The following is a 17,157-nucleotide window of genomic DNA, read 5'->3' as shown; positions in this document are numbered from 1 at the left end:
GGTTGCCCCATCATGCCTGAACTACCCCTGTTCCGACGCGTCCGACCCACCTTCGCACACACCTAGTGCGCCCGCGGGTCGAGCAGGTCGGACAGGCCCGGCCCGATCTCGGCCAGCGCCTCCGGCGTGGTCATCTGATCGTGTGCGACGCCGACCGGGTGATCTTCGACACGGCCGTCGACGAACGGTTGCCAGTTGGCTGCCGCGGTCTCGTGCCCGGCCGCGCTGTAGTAGTCGAGCCTGCCGCGGAACACCTCCGGGCGATGCTCGGCGATGAGCTCGGCCGAACGCACCGCGCTGCGGTAGATCCGGCGCACCCGCTCCGGCGTGAGCACGGCCATGTCCGGCGGGATGGTGGCGTGCAGCGCGGCCAGCGCCTCGTCGCTGAGGTCGTGGATGTCGCCCTCGGTGGGCAGCAGCGCGTCGGCGCCGATACCGAGCTCGCTCAACGCCTCCCGGATCGCGGCCCGGAAGTCGGTGACGTCGATGTCGGGATGGCTGTCCAGCATGGCCAGCAGCGCGACCTCTTCACCCGCGGCTTGCAGTTCGGTCGCGACGGCGTGCGCCAGCACCCCGCCGAGCGACCAGCCGAGCAGCCGGTACGGCCCGGCCGGCTGGACGGCGCGGATCTCCGCGACGTACCGGCTCGCCATCTCGGCCAGCGACACGGGCAGATAGCCGTCTTCGGTGAGCGCGGGCGACTGCAGACCGAAGATCGGCCTGCTGGCGGGCACGTACCGAGCCAGTCCCGCGTAGCACCAGGACAATCCGTACATCGGGTGCAGGCAGAACAGCGGCTCGGCGGCGGCCGTGTCGTGCGGCACTCTGGTGCGGATCGGCAGCAGCACACCGAGCGCCGCGTTCGAGTCCAGGTCGTAGTCGTGGTCTCCGGCCAGCGCCGCGAGGATGCGGGTGGCCAGCGCGCCGGGGGTGGAATCGGTGAAGAACCACTGCACCCGGACCTCGGCGCCGGTGAGCGTGCGCAACCGGCTGACCGCGCGGGTGGCGACCAGTGAATTGCCGCCGAGATCGAAGAAGTCGTCGTCCAGGCCGACCCGTTCGACGCCGAGGATCTCGGCGAACACCTCGACGATGGTCCGCTCCAGCGGGGTGGTCGGCGGCCGGTACGGGCGGGCGGCGAGTTCGGGGACCGGCAGTGCCTTGCGGTCGAGCTTGCCACTGGCGTTGAGCGGCAAGGCATCCAGCACGACGAACGCCGACGGCACCATGTACGACGGCAGCGCGCCGCGCGCGTGCAACAGCACCGCGGTCTGGTCGACGGTCTCCCCCGGCATGGCGACCAGGTAGGCGACCAGCCGATCACCCGACGGGCCGCCGACGAGGGAGACGGCGGCGTGACGCACGGATTCGTGGCCGAGCAGCACGGTTTCGATCTCGCCGAGCTCGACGCGCTGACCGCGCAGCTTGACCTGGAAGTCGCTGCGCCCCAGGTACTCCAGCGCGCCAACGCGCCAGCGGACGATGTCACCGGTGCGATACAGGCGCGTACCGCCCTCGTGCGCCACGAAACGCTCCGCGGTGAGGGCGGGGGCACCGAGGTAGCCGCGGGCCAGCTGTACGCCCGCGATGTACAGCTCGCCCGCGGCACCGGGCGGCACCGGGCGCAGCTGCCGGTCGAGCACGTGCACCTGAGTGTTGGCCACCGGTGTACCGATCGGAACCGCCAGTGCGGCAGTGCCTTCCACCAGGTAGTCGGTCACCACGGTCGCCTCGGCGGGCCCGTACCAGTTCACCAGCTGGGTACCCGGAACGGTGTCGGCGAAGGTCGTCGCGGTCTCCGCGGACAGCGCCTCACCCGCGGCGAACACCCGGCGCAGGCTCGGGTAGTCCGCCGCCGAATCCGGCACGAGGAAGGCATCCAGCATGGACGGCACGAAATGCACCGTGCTGACCTCGTTCTCGGCGATGATCTTCGCCAGATACACCGGATCGCGGTGGCCGTCGGGCTCGGCGACCACGATCGAGGCGCCGGTCTGCAAGGGCCAGAACAACTCCCAGGTGGAGATGTCGAAGGTGATCGGCGTCTTGTGCAGCACCACGTCGCCGGTGTCGTGCGGGTAAGCCCGCTGCGCCCAGCGGAACTGGTTGACCATCTGCCGGTGCGTGATCACCACGCCCTTGGGGCGGCCGGTGGAGCCGGAGGTGTAGATGGCGTAGGCGACGTTGTCCGGGTGCACGCCGATGTCGGTGCGCGAGACCGAATCCAGCGGCAGGTAGAGGGTATCCACCGCGACGACCGCGATATCGGTGTCGGTCACGAAGGCATCGCCGGTGGTCAGCACGCAGGCCGGGGCGGCACTGGCCAGCACGTATTCATTGCGCTCGGCCGGGTGATCCGGGTCGATCGGCAGGTAGCCCGCGCCGGCCCGCAGCACCGCGTAGATCGCGACGACCAGGTCGACACCGCGCCGCATGGCCACGCCCACCAGCGATTCCGGCCCGACACCCCAGCGGGCGATCTCCGCGGCCAGCGCGCGGGAGCGCAGGTCGAGCTCGGCGTAGCTGAGCGTGACGTCGCCGTAGCGCACCGCGACCGCGTCCGGCGTGCGGGCCACCTGAGCGTCGAACAGCGACAGCAGCGTCGCGTCGTCCAGCAGCTCCGGCACCTCGGTGGCGTTGCGGGCGGCCAGCTCGGCCCGCTCGCCGTCCAGCAGCACGTCGATGTCGGCGACGCGCGCCTGCGGGTTGGTCACGAAGCGGCGGATCAGGGCCGAAAGCCGTTGCGCGAGCGCCTGTGCCGCCGGCTCGTCGAACAGGTCGCGCAGGTACTTCACCGAGACCCGCAGCTGACTGTCCAGCACCACCATCACGGTGAGCGGGTAGTGCGTGCCGTTGACCGCGCCGACGCCGGTGACGCTCATGCCGTCGATCGCACTGGCCTTGTCCAGGCCGTCCCGGTCGACGGGGAACGATTCGAACACCACCAGAGAGTCGAAAAGCCCTTCCACGCCGACGGTTTCCTGAATATCGCTCAGCCCGAGGTAATGGTGATCGAGCAGCCCGGCCTGTTCGGCTTGCAGCTGGCGCAGCAGCCCGCCCAGGGTGTCGGTGGCGCCGAGGCGCACCCGCACCGGGATCGCGTTGAGGAACAGCCCGACCATGCTCTCGACGCCGTCCAGCTGCGGCGGCCGGCCGGAGACGGTGGCGCCGAAGACCACATCGTCGCGATCGACGCTGCGCCCGATCAGCAGACCCCACGCCGCCTGCACGACGGTGTTCACGGTGACGCCCAGACCCGAGGCGAGCCGGGTAAGTGCGGTGGTGTCGGACTGTGCCAGTTCGAAGCCGACTTCGCCCACCCCCGCGGAGATTTCGCGGCCCGGATCGACCGGCGCCAGCGGCGTCGGCTCGGTGATCCCGCTCAGCGCGGCCCGCCAGGCTTCGCGCGCGGCGTCGGCCTTCTGCGCGGCCAGCCAGGCCAGGTAGCCCCGGTAGGACGGCACCTTGGGCAGATGCCGGGAATTGCCGCCGAGCGCGTACAGCGTCAGCAGGTCCTTCATCAGCAGCGGCATCGACCAGCCGTCGATCAGGATGTGATGGCTGGTGACCAGCAGGTGGTACGTGCCGGTGGCGGGGCCGTCCGCGGTCGCGGGATCCGCCGCGGCGGACCGGATCAGCGCGAACCGCAGCAGCGGCGCGGTCCGCATATCGAAGTGATCGGCCAGGTCGGCCGCCTTGATGCCCGCCAATTCCTCGGCAGCGGCCTCGGGGGCGAGCTGACCGAGATCGATGTAGCGCCACGGCACTTCGAGCGAATCCTGCACGACCTGCAGTGGATTGCCCGCGTCGTCCTCGGCGAAGGCGACGCGCAGGTTGTCGTGCCGATCCAGCACGGCCTGTGCCGCGGCGTGCATCCGTCCGGTGTCCACCGTGCCGCCCAGGTCGAGCACGAACTGGGTGGTGTAGACGTCGACCGAGGACTCGGCGAGCAAGGCGTGGAACAGCATGCCCGACTGCAGCGGCGTCACCGGCCAGACATCGGTGAGGGTCGGGTAGGCGGCGGCGAGCCGGTCGATGGTGGGCTGCTTCAGCCGAACCAGCGTGAAGTCCGACGGCGTATAGGTGACCCCGTCCGCCCGCAGCCCGTGCTCGGCCAGCCCGCCCAGCGCGTAGATCCAGTGCTCGGCAAAGGTTTTCACCTCGTCGGCGGCGAATACCGCAGAGGCGTAGTCGAACCGGGCCACCAGGCCGTCGTCGGCGGCGTCGACGGTGAGGTCGAGCAACAGGTCGTCGGCCGGGGTGTCGGTGTGTACCCGGGCCGGGCGCAGATCCCGGTAGCGCAGCGCGAATCGGCCACGGCCGAGCTCGCTCAGTTCGGCGGCGGTGTCCGCGTTGAGGTAGCGCAGCAGGCCGTAGCCGACGCCATGCGAGGGCACCGAGCGGCGCAGCTCCTTGATCTGCGCCAGCGCGGCCCCGGCGGCCGGACCGCCGACGAGCGCGTCGTCGGCGTCGATCCTGGTGAGCCGCAACGGAAGCGGGAACTCGGTGGTGAAGCCGCCGACCATGCTCTCGTCGGCGTTGGTTGCGGACCGCTCGTCGGCGGACAGCCGGATCACCGAACCGAGGGCGCGGGTGACGGATTCGCCCGCCGAGGTCTGCAGCGCCAGCGCGACCGCCGTCAGCAGGACGTCGTCCACGGTGGCGTGGTAGGCCGTCGCAGCGGCGACCACCGCGGCCGCGCCCTCCGCGGTGATGGCCAGCGAGACGCGGCTGCGCACCCGCAGGTCACGCCCGTCTGCGACGTTCCCCTCGGGGACGGTCGCCAGAATCCGCTCCCACCAGCCGAGCTCGCCGACGGTGCGCAGATCGTGCGCCTTGGTCGAGAGCGCCCGAATGAGCACGCCGAGACCGGATTCCGGTGCCGCGGGCGCGGCGTGCCTGCCGCGGCTCCAGGCCGCGGTGAGCTGGTCGACCATGGTCCGCCACGAGATATCGTCCACCACAAGGCCGTTGGCGACGACGATCAGCGTGGACCGGCCCTCGGGACCGCCGGTCAGCACGAAGTGGATATTGCGGCCCTGCTCGGGATCGAGCGCCGCGGCGGCGGCCTGCACCACATCGTCGATGGGCAGCGTGGTTTCGCCGTGCTGCGCGTCGAGCCTGCGAAATGCCTCGCCGGTGCGTTCGTCGGCGGGCGGGATCCGCAGCACCGGGGTATCACCCGAACGATCCAGCCGGACCCACAGCATCGGATGCTGATCGAGCACCTTGCCGACCGCGGTGTGCACGGCTTCGACGGCGCAGCTCTCCGGCACGTCGAGCGCGATGGCGCGTACCTCGACGCCGGTGTCGAGCAGCCGGGCCGCGTGCGGCGTCAACGGCAGATCGCCGGATTCGTCGCCCGGCCCGTCCTCGACCGTGGCGGCCTTGGCCAGCGCGGCGACGGTGCGCAGCTCGAAAACGTCACGCGGGGCGAAGGTCACGCCGCGGCCGCGCGATCGCGACACCACCTGGATGGAGACGATGCTGTCGCCGCCGAGGGCGAAGAAGTCGTCGTCGAGGCCGACCCGGTCGATGCCGAGCACCTCGCCGATCACCTCCGCGATGGTCAATTCGGCGTGGGTCTGCGGTGCGCGGTACGCGGTGGTCTCGAGGGCGGGTTCGGGCAGTGCGCGCCGATCCAGCTTGCCGACCGGCGTCAGCGGGATCTCGTCCAGCACGACGATGGCGGTGGGCACCATGTACTCCGGCAGGATGGCGCCGAGCTCTTCGGTCAGCTCTGCTACATCGAGCGTGACACCCGTGGCGGGCAGCACATAGGACACCAGCATCGTCGCGCCCGAACCGGATTCGCGGCCGAGGGTGACCGCGAACTCGACGCCGGGCTGCGCGGTGAGCGCGGCGTCGATCTCGCCGAGCTCGATCCGGAAGCCACGCACCTTCACCTGGAAGTCGTTGCGGCCCACATACTCCACCACCGGCTCGCCGCCGGAGCGCGCCCAGCGCACCACGTCGCCGGTCCGGTAGAGCCGCTCGCCGGGCACCCCGTACGGGTCCGCGACGAACCGGCTCGCCGTGAGTCCCGGCTTGGCGTGGTACCCACGCGCCAGCTGGATGCCGCCCAGATACAGCTCGCCCGCAACACCTTCGGGCACCGGGCGCAGCCTGCGGTCCAGGACCAGCGACCGCATGCCGCGGATGGGACCGCCGATGGTTACCGGCTCCCCCGGCCGCAGCGGGTCGCTGATGTTGGTCATGATCGTGGTCTCGGTGGGGCCGTAACCGTTGTAGAAGCGCCGGTTCTCGGCACCCGCCCACTTGGTGACCAGGTCGGCGGGCACCGCTTCGCCGCCCGCCACGATCGCCTGCATGCCCGCGAGACCGTCCGGGTCGAGCGAGGCGAGCACCGAGGGCGTGAGGAAGGCGTGCGTCACCCCTTCCGCCCGGATGAGGTCGGCCAGTTCGCTGCCGCCGAACGTCAGCGGCGGCGCGACCACCAGTGCGCCCGCTGAACCGAGCGCGAGCAACAGCTCCAGCATCGACGCGTCGAAGGACGGCGAGGCGAAAGCCAGTGCGCGGGTGGACTGGTCGAGACCGTACCGCTCCACCTGTTCGGCGCTGAAGTTGGCCAGGCCCGCGTGCGTGACCACCACGCCCTTGGGCAAACCGGTGGAGCCCGAGGTGTAGATCACGTACGCGGCGTTGCTGCTCCGGATGGGGCCGTGGCGTTCGGTGAGGCTGATCGGGCGGTCCGAGCGGGACGCGACGTCGAAGGTGAAATCGCGATCGTCGAGCACGAACCAGGGCCGCCCGCCCGCCAAGGTGGGCAGCGCGCCCAGCTCAGCGGTGAGCGTCACGCCCAGTGCCGCACCGCAATCGGCCACCATGTGCGCGATGCGCTCGGGCGGGTAGGTCGGGTCGATCGGCACGATCGCCGCCCCGGTCTTGGCGATCGCCCACAGCGCGAGCAGGGATTCCACCGAGCGCCGGACCGCCAGCGCGACCAGCACATCCGGGCCCGCGCCGCGATCGATCAGTGTGCGCGCCAATTGCGAAGAGGCGGCGTCGAGTTCGACGTAGCTGAAGGACCGGCCGCCGACGACGAGGGCGGCGCCGGTGGGATTTCTGGTGACCGCCGAGGCCATCAGCTCCGGCAGGCTGCGCGGCGCCACAGCGTCGCCGCCCGAGCGGGTGACCAGCTCGGCCCGCTCCGACTCGTCCAGGATCTCCAGGTCGCCGACGGCGGTGGCCGGATCCTGCGCGACGGCGGCGAGGATGCCGCGGAAGCGGCGACCGAACTCGGCGACCGTGTGCTCGTCGAACAGGTCGCGGGCATAGGTGAATTCGGCGGCGAGGCCGGCTTCGGCGCCCGCCTCGGTGCGCTGCTCGCGCACGGTCAGCAGCAGGTCGAACTTGGCGGTGTCCGCGGCCGGGTCCAGCGCGGCAAAACTCAGGCCGGGTAGCTCGAAGCTGGTGGCGGCGAGGTTCTCGAAGGACAGCGCCACCTGGAACAGCGGGTGGCGACCGGCGGAACGCTCCGGATCGAGCACCTCGACCAGCCGCTCGAACGGGGTGTCGGAGTTGGCGAAGGCGCGCAGGTCGGTCTCCCGGTTGGCCGCGAGCAACTCGGTGAAGCCGAGGTCGGCCGCGACCTTCGTGCGCAGCACCAGTGTGTTGACGAACATGCCGATGAGATCGTCGAGTTCGGGCTCGCCGCGGCCCGCGATCGGGGTGCCGATGGCGACGTCCTCGGTGCCGGACATGCGCGCCAGGAACACCGCCAGCGCGGTGTGCACGACCATGAACAGCGTCGCGTTGTGCTGCTTGGCCAACCCGACCAGCGCGGCATGCACGTCGGCGTCGACGACGAAATCGGTTTTGCCGCCCGCGAAACTCTGCGCTGCGGGCCGGGGCCGATCGGCAGGCAGGTTCAGCTCGTCCGGCAGATCGGCGAGTTCGGTTGTCCAATAGGCGAGTTGGGCGCCCGCGAGGGACTCGGGGTCGTCGTCGCTGCCGAGCACGCTGCGCTGCCAGAGCGCGTAGTCGGCGTACTGGATCGGCAGCGGCGCCCAGGAGGGTGCCTCGCCACCGCTGCGAGCGGCGTAGGCCAGCATCAGATCTCGGGTCAGCGGCCCCATCGACCAGCCGTCCGCGCTGATGTGGTGCGCGACGAACACCAGGACGTATTCGGTGGCCGCCAGCTGGAACAACCTGGCGCGGAACGGCACCTCCATGGTGACGTCGAAACCGGCGGACACGATGCGCTGCACCTCGTGCGCCACGCGTTCCTCGCCGATCTGCGCGGGGGCCAGATCCACCGACACCTCGTGCGGCGCGAGGACGCGCTGCTCCGGGCCGTTCATGGTCTCCGGGTAGACGGTGCGCATGATCTCGTGGCGTGCGACGAGATCGGCGACGGCCTGCTGCAACGCGTCCACATTCAGGTCGCCGGACAGCCGGATGGCGGCCGGGATGTTGTAGACGGCGGCGGCGGTGTCGAACTGGTTCAGGAACCACATCCGCTGCTGCGCGGAGGACAGCGGAATGTGCTCGGGACGCGGCTGGGCGACCAGCGGAGTGCGGGTGGTCTCCGCCGTCGTGTGCTCGACCTTGATCGCGAGCCCGGCCACGGTGGCGGCCTCGAACAAGGCGCGGACGGGGACGCGGGCGTCCAGCGCGGCACCGATGCGGGCTGCGACCTGAGTGGCCAGCAGCGAGTTGCCGCCGAGGGCGAAGAAGTCGTCGTCGGCACCGACCCGCTCGACGCCGAGCACCTCGGCGTACACCGACGCGACGATCTCCTCGATCGGTGTAGACGGGGCACGGAACACCTGCGCCTCGAACTCCGGCTCCGGCAACGCCTTTCGATCCAACTTGCCGTTCACGTTGAGCGGCAAGGCGTCCAGCACCACGAACGCCGACGGCACCATGTACGACGGCAACGCCTCGCTCAGCGCCGACTTCACCTGCGCCACATCGAGGCCGGCGTCCTCGGACGCCTCGCCTTCGGCGGCTTGGGCGAAGGCGGCGGCCTGTACGGCGAACGAGGAGGCGGGCCCGGCCGGGGCGGCCGGCTCGGCTCGGCCGACCAGGTAGGCGACCAAACGATCACCGGTCTTGGGATCGGACTTGGCGACCACTGCCGCCTGTGCGATCTCCGGCAACGCCAGCAGCGCGGCCTCGATCTCGCCCAACTCGATCCGGAAGCCACGGATCTTCACTTGGAAGTCGGTGCGGCCCTGGTAGTTCAGCTCACCGTCGCGGTTCCAGGCCACCAGGTCACCGGTGCGGTACATGCGCTCGCCGGACTGGAACGGGTTGGCCACGAACCGATCCGCGGTCAGATCGGCCCGGCCGAAGTAGCCGCGGGCCAGCTGAGTGCCCGACAGGTACAGCTCACCGAAGACGCCGACGGGCACCGGGCGAAGTCGCGAATCCAGCACGTAGACCTGGCTGTTCCACTCGGGCGCACCGATCGGCACGGAGCCGTGGTCGGCCTCGGTCACCCGATGATGGGTGATCGACACCGCAGCCTCGGTCGGGCCGTACAGGTTGAACAGTTCCGCCTCGGGCCGCGTCGCCAGGAAGCGCTGTGCCAGCGCGGCGGGCAATGCCTCACCGATGGCGAGCACGCGCCGCAACGGCGACGGTGCCGGCGCGGACTCGGTGCCGGTGTGCACCAGCAGCGCGTCCAGCATGGACGGGACGACATGCAGCGTCGTCACCGCTTCCCGGGTGATGAGCTCGTTGAGGTAGGCCGGATCGCGGTGCCCGTCCGGCGCGGCGATCACCAGCTTGCCCGCGCAGGCCACCGCCGACCAGAATTCCCAGACCGAGAGGTCGAAGGTCGCCGCCGTCTTCAGCAGCACGGCGTCGCGGTCGGATAGGCCGAATTCGGCAGTCTTCCACTGCAATTGGTTGGCGATCGCGGCGTGCGAGACGGCGACGCCCTTCGGGCGGCCGGTCGAGCCCGACGTGAAGATCACGTACGCGGTGTTCGCGGGCCGCAGCGGCGCAAGACGTTCGGTGTCCGCGAGCGGTCCGCTGGCGAAGGAGCTCAGCACGAGCTCGTCGATGGGCACCACGGGCGCGACCTCGGTGTCGAAGTCGGCGTCCGCGTTGGTGAGCACGCATACCGGTGCCGCGGTCTCCAGGATGTAGCCGGTGCGCTCGGCGGCCTGGTCCGGGTCGACCGGCACATACGCGCCACCGGCTTTGGCGACCGCGTACATGGCGACGACCAGGTCCACCGAACGGCGGAAGGCGAGCGCCACCCGCGACTCAGGCCCGACCCCGATCGAGATCAGGTAGCGGGCAAGGCGATTCACCCTGGTGTCCAGCTCGACGTAGGTCAGCTCGTGCCGGGCGCCGTCGGGCAAGTCGGTCACCACGGCGACGGCCTCGGGAGCCGCGGCCAGCACCGCGCGCTGCAAGAACCACGGCAGCGTCACGACCGCGTCGACCTGGTGCGCGGTGTCGTTCCAGCGGGACAGGACCGCGTCGCGTTCGGCGGCGGCCAGCAGATCGATATCGCCCACCGGGATCGTGGCGTCGGCTACGACGGCGGCGAGGATACGCGCGAGCCGCTCGGCGAAGCCCTGCACCGTCGCGGCGTCGAAAAGATCGGTGGCGTAGGTGAAGAACCCACCCATGCCGGTGGGTGTGCCGGACTCGTCGTAGCTGTCCCCCACGATCAGGTGCAGATCGAACTGCGACACATCGAGATTCGCGTCGACGCCGGTCACGGCCAGGCCGGGTAGTTCCAGCGCGGTGCGCGCGATGTTCTGGAACGACAGGCCCACCTGGAACAGTGGGTGATGGGCGGTCGAGCGGGGCGGGTTGAGCACCTCGACCAGTCGCTCGAACGGGATGTCCGCGTGGGCGAACGCCTGCAGGTCGGTATCACGCTGCCTGGCAAGCACATCGGTGAACGCCGCACCGCCGTCGACCGTGGCCCGGAAGACCACGGTGTTGACGAACATGCCGATCAGGTCGTCGAGTTCGCGCTCGCCGCGACCGGCCACCGGGGTGCCGATGGCGATGTCGCCGGAACCGGACAACCGGGCGAGCAGCACCGCCAGCGCGGTGTGCACGACCATGAACAACGTCGCACCGTGCGCGCGAGCGAGTTCCACGAGACCGGCATGGGTGGCGGCGTCGATCTGCACGTCCACCCGGGCACCGGCCATCGACGCGATGGCAGGACGCGGCCGATCCGTCGGCAGCTCCAGCAGGTCGGGCAACCCGGCGAGCTGCTTGCGCCAGAACAGAATCTGCTGCGCGGCAATCGATTCCGGGTCGGCTTCGTCGCCGAGCACCGCCCGCTGCCAGAGCGCGTAGTCGGCGTACTGCACCGGCAGCGGACTCCACCCGGGCGCCTCGCCCGCGGTCCGCGCGGCGTAGGCGATCATCACGTCGCGCACCAGCGGGCCCATCGAGGACGCGTCCGCCGCGATGTGATGCACCACCACCGCGAGGACGTGATCCGATTCCGCTGTGCCGTCGGTGATCTCGAGCAGGCGCACGCGTACCGGCACCTCATCGGTGACGTCGAACGGTGTCGACGCCAGCGCATACACCTCGCCGGGCACCTCGGCCGCGGCGACGGGACGCGCGGTGACGTCCAGCTGCACCCGGCTCGCGGGCAGCACCACCTGGATCGGGCCGTCCGCGTTCTCCGGGTACACGGTGCGCAGTACTTCGTGTCTGCTCACCACGTCGTCCAGGGCGGCGCCGAGGGCCGCGACGTCCAGCGCGCCGGTGAGCCGCAAGGCGAACGGCAGGTTGTAGGCCGCCGAACCCACCGCCGCGTCACCGTCGGACTGGTCGAACCGATTGAGGAACCACATCCGGCGCTGCGCGAGCGACAACGGCAACCGATCGGGGCGGGCGATGCTGCCCAGCGGCACGCCGCGCGCGCCGTGCGTCTGCGAGTCGATGGCGGCGGCCAGCGACTGCACCGTCGGCGTCTCGAACAGCGTCCGCACCGGGACCCTGGCGTCGACCGCGGCACCCAGCCGGGCCACCAGCTGGGTGGCGATCAGCGAGTTGCCGCCGAGGGCGAAGAAGTCGTCGTCGGCGCCGACCCGGTCGAGGCCGAGCACCTCGCCGAACACCTCGGCGACGATCTCCTCGACCGGCGTTGCGGGTGCCCGGAATTCGCGCGCGGTGAAGGTCGGCTCGGGCAGCGCCTTGCGATCCAGTTTTCCGCTCGGGTTCAGCGGAAAGGCGTCCAAGGCGACGATGGCCGTCGGAATCATGTAGGCGGGCAGCGTCTCCGCGATCGCGGCGAGCAGTTGCGCCTGCTCGACCCGCTGTCCCGGCACGGCGACGACGTAGGCCACCAGCTGATCGCCCAGCGCGGACCGGCTGACCAGCGCCACCGCCTGGTTCACCGCAGGCTGGGCCAGCAGCGCGGTCTCGATCTCACCGAGCTCGATACGCTGGCCGCGGAACTTGACCTGGAAGTCGGTGCGGCCGAGGTAATCCAGCCGATGGGACCGACCCCCGGTGCGGTCGCGCCACACCACCAGGTCGCCGGTGCGGTACATGCGCTCGCCGAAGCCGAAGGGGTCGGCCACGAACCGATCAGAGGTCAGGTCGGGGCGCCGGACGTAACCGCGGGCCAGCTGATCACCGGAGAGGTAGAGCTCGCCGGGCACCCCGGCGGGGACCGGGCGTAGTCGCCCGTCGAGCACGTAGACCCGGGTGTTCCACTGTGGCAAGCCGATCGGCACCGTACGGGGATCCGAGCCGTCGGCGGGCCAGTAGGTCACCGACACCGCGGCCTCGGTCGGGCCGTAGAGGTTGTGCACCCGTGCGTCCGACACCGTGGCGAACGCGGCGACGGTCTCCGGCGGCAACGCCTCGCCGATCACGAAGACGTCCCGCAAGGTCGGGCAGGCACCCGCCGCGGTGTGTGCGGCGAACACGGTGAGCATCGATGGCACGAAGTCGGTGACGGTGACCCGCTGCGCGGCAATGGTTTCCGCGACGTACACGGGGTCGCGATGCCCGTCGTGAGTGGCGACTACCAGCTTCGCGCCGACGCGCAACGGCATGAAGAAGCCCCACAGCGACACATCGAAGGTTGTCGCGGTCTTCTGCAGGTAGACATCGTCGGGGCCGAGCGGGTATTCCGCCAGCATCCACTCGATCTGATTGTTGATCGCCGCATGCGAGACCGCGACACCCTTGGGGCGACCGGTCGAACCCGACGTGAAGATGACGTACGCGGGATGCTGCGGCAGCACCTTACGCACCAGTTCTTCGTCGCGGACCGGTGCACCGTCGAAGGCGTTGGTATCGACCGTATCCAGGGTCAGCGCCGTCGTACCGGCGGGCACCTCGACCGCGTCCTTCGACGTGGTCACCACGCAGGCCGGCTGCGCGGTCTCGAGGATGTGCGCGATCCGCTCGGCCGGATGATCCGGATCCAACGGCACATACGCGCCACCAGCGGTCACGATCGCATACATACCGACAACTAGGTCGAGGGACCGCCGAATCGCCAGCCCTACCAGCGACTCCGCACCGACACCCTGCGAAATCAGCAGTCGGGCAAGCTGGTTGACTCGGCGATCGAACTCACGATAAGTAAGCTCGGTTCCCTCGTAAGCCAGCGCGACGGCATCGGGGTAAGCCGCCGCCGTCCGCCGGTATCCGTCGAGCAGCAGTTCGGGCGCGACCGCGTGCCGGGTCTCGTTCCAGCCGACGAGAATCCGCGCCAGCTCATCCGGCGCCAGCAGATCGATCTCACCGACCGCGCAATCCGGGTCGGTGCCCACGGCGGCGAGTAGCCGCTCGAAGCGTTGCGCGAACTCCGCGATAGTCGCCTCGTCGAACAGATCCGTGGCATAGGTGAACTGCGCCGAGAACCCGTCCTCCTTTTGGGGCACCACGGTCAGCTGCAGGTCGAACTTGGCCACCGCGCCGTCGAATTCGACCGCGTGCGCGGACAAGCCGGGTAGCTCGACGTGCGCCTTGCTCATGTTCTGGAAGAACAGCGCCACCTGGAACAGCGGGTGGTGGGCCTGCGAGCGCACCGGATCGAGCACCTCGACCAGCCGCTCGAAGGGTAGCTCGGCATGCGAGAACGCGGCCAGGTCCGTCTCTTTGGTCGCCGCGAGCAACTCGGCGAACGAGGCGCCGGGAGCGATCGGCGTGCGCAACACCAGGGTGTTCACGAACATGCCGATCAGCCCGTCGAGCTCGCGCTCGCCCCGGCCGGCCACCGGGGTGCCGATGACGATGTCGTCGGTGCCGGTGAGCCGGGCGAGCAGTGCGGCGAACGCGGCGTGCACCACCATGAATTCCGAAGCGCCCGCCCGCTGGGCCAGCTCGGTGAGCCCGCGATGCACCTCGGCGGACACCTCGAAGGTGTATTCCGCTCCGGCATTCGAGGCGATGGCCGGGCGTGGCCGGTCCGCGGGTAGCTCTAGTCGATCCGGGATGCCGGCCAGCGCCGCGCGCCAGTAGGCGATCTGCGCGGCGGCCACCGAGTCGGGGTCGTGCTCGTCACCGAGCACCTCGCGCTGCCACAGCGTGTAATCGGCGTACTGCACCGGCAGCGGCGGCAAGGCGGGCGGGGCGCCGTTGCGCCGAGACAGGAAGGCGCCGAGCAGATCCCGCAGGAATGGGGCGACCGAGGCGCCGTCGGCGGCGATGTGGTGCACCACCACGACGACCACGTGTTCGCTGGGCGACAGCTCGGCCAGCGCGACGCGCAGCGGCACCTCCGCGGCGACATCGAACCCGGCCAGCGCGAGCCCGCGCAGCCAGTCCGCCAGCTCGTGCTCGGCGAGCGGCTTCGGTGCCAGGTCCGGAACGGCCTGTGCCGCAGGGAGAACCACCTGGTAGCCGGTACCGTCGATGGCCGGGTACACGGTGCGCAGCGTCTCGTGCCGTTCGATCACATCCATGATCGCGGCCTGCAGCGCCGACACGTCCAGCGCGCCGGACAGCCGGACCGCGATCGGAATATTGTTCGCCGCCGACGCGGTGTCGAACTGGTTCAGGAACCACATCCGCTGCTGCGCCAGCGACAGCGGAATGTGTTCGGGCCGTTCCGTCGGCGCGAGCGCACGCCGATCCCCGGCACCCTTCAACGACTCCATCCGCTCGGCCAGGCCTGCGACGGTGGGTGTCTCGAAGATGAGCCGCGCGGGCACCCGAGCGGACAGGGCCGTGCCCAGCCGGGCCGCCGCCTGCGTGGCGATCAGCGAATTGCCGCCGAGTTCGAAGAAGTGGTCGTCGGCGCCCACCGGGGCGCCGGGCCCGAGCAACTCGGCGAAGACGTCGGCGACCAGCTCTTCCAGCGGGCCGACCGGTGCGCGGAACACCTTGGTCTGCAAGCGTGGTGCGGGTAGCGCGGCGCGGTCGAGCTTGCCGACCGGCGTCAGCGGGATCGCGGCGATCACCATGACCACAGTCGGCACCATGTGTGCGGGCAGGCGTTGCTCGGCGACGGCGGCCAGCTCGGCGGCGTCGGCGTCCATGCCGGGCGCGGAATGCACGTAGGAGACGAGAATCGTGGCGCCACTGTCCAGTTGGTGGCCGACGGTGACCGCGAAGTCCACCGTCTCGTGCGCGGCGAGCACCGCGTCGATCTCGCCGAGCTCGATGCGGAAGCCACGAATCTTCACCTGGAAGTCGTTGCGGCCGAGATACTCCAGCTCGCCGTCCGCGGTCCAGCGGACCAGGTCACCGGTCCGGTACAGCCGAGTGCCGTTGGCGTCGAAGGGATTCGCGATGAAGCGGGCCGCCGTCAGCCCGGCCCGGTCGTGGTAGCCCCTGGCCAGCTGCGCGCCGGTGATGTACAGCTCGCCGACCGTCGCGCCGGTGACCGGCACCAGTTGCTCGTCCAGCACGTACTCGGTGACCGCGCGGATGGGCCCGCCGATCGGCACCGGCGCGTCCGGGACCAGCGGCGCACTGATGTTCGTCATGATCGTGGTCTCGGTGGGCCCGTACCCGTTGTAGAACTCCCGGACTTGCCTGCCGGACACCGGTACCACCCAGCGCCGCACCAACTCCGGCGGGCACGCCTCGCCACCCGCGACGACCACCCGCAGCTCGTCCAGCCCGGCGGGATCCACCGAAGCGAGCGCCGCGGGCGTGATGAACGCGTGTGTCACGCGTTCCCTGCGGATCAGCGCCGCGAGTTCCTCGCCGCCGAACACGGTCGGCGCCACCACGACCATGGTGGCCGCGCCGCCGATCGCGAGCAGCAGCTCCAGCACCGAGGCATCGAACGACGGCGACGCGAAATGCAGCGTCCGCGAATCACTCGTCACTTGATAGCGCTCACGCTGCTCGTCGCAGAAACCGGACAGGCCGGCCTGGGTGACGACAACGCCCTTGGGTGTGCCGGTGGATCCGGAGGTGTAGATGACGTAAGCCGGGTGTTCGGCGCGCAGTGGGCGCACCCGGTCGATGTAGGTCACCGGGTCCGCCGGGAACTCCTCGAGCCACCTGGCGCAGTCGGCGGTGTCGATGGACAGCCAGTCGACCCGGTCCGGTAGTTCGTCGCGCACCGCGGCGACGGTCAGCCCGCAGACGGCGCCGGAGTCAGCGACCATGTGCTCGACCCGGTCGGCCGGGTAGTTCGGGTCCACCGGCACGAAACCGGCGCCTGCCTTGGCCACCGCCCAGACCGCGACCACGGAGTCGATCGAGCGCGGGATGCCGACGGCCACCAGGTCCTCGGGGCCGACGCCACGGTCGATCAGCAGCCGCGCCAGCCGGGTGGACCGCTCATCGAGTTCGGCGTAGCTCAGCTCCGCCAGCGTGCCGGCGGCGTCGGCGAGCACGACACCGAGGCCGTTCGGGTTCGCCTCGACAGCCGTCGCCATCAGCTGCGGCAGGGTGGTGACCCTGGCTCGTCTGGTTCGGGTAGGCCGAACTCTGGCTGGGCGGGTCATGCGCACACCGCTGCGCGAGCGTCGTCATACCGCTGCCCGACCGACCGAACCATGGAGATGCCTCACCCTGCCTGTTGTCGCCGCACACACGCCTCGCTGGCCCCACCCCCATGGACATCGAATGCGCGCATACCCATCGTTACCGACCGCACCGGCGCACACCGGACACAGCCCTCGCGATCTGTGCCACAGACCGCTCCCCGACCGCGCGAAACGAGCGCCGGGAACGATTATTCCCTGCCGAGGCGCGATTGGTGATCTCACCTCGGCAGGG

The 17,157-nt window shown here is 70.3% G+C and carries 1 protein-coding gene; it reads right to left on the bottom strand.

The window, feature by feature from the left end:
• Positions 1-62: 62 nt before the first annotated feature.
• The gene (locus tag DBO33_RS05825; protein WP_407670482.1) at positions 63-16,889 is read right to left on the bottom strand and encodes a non-ribosomal peptide synthase/polyketide synthase; all 16,827 of its coding nucleotides are present in this window, start codon (positions 16,887-16,889) and stop codon (positions 63-65) included.
• Positions 16,890-17,157 lie beyond the last annotated feature (268 nt).

Source organism: Nocardia suismassiliense, from assembly GCF_900269665.1.
GTDB classification, from domain to species: Bacteria; Actinomycetota; Actinomycetes; order Mycobacteriales; family Mycobacteriaceae; genus Nocardia; species Nocardia suismassiliense.
The sequence above is the reverse complement of the archived record's forward strand: the minus strand, read 5'-3'. Positions and strand labels throughout refer to the sequence as shown.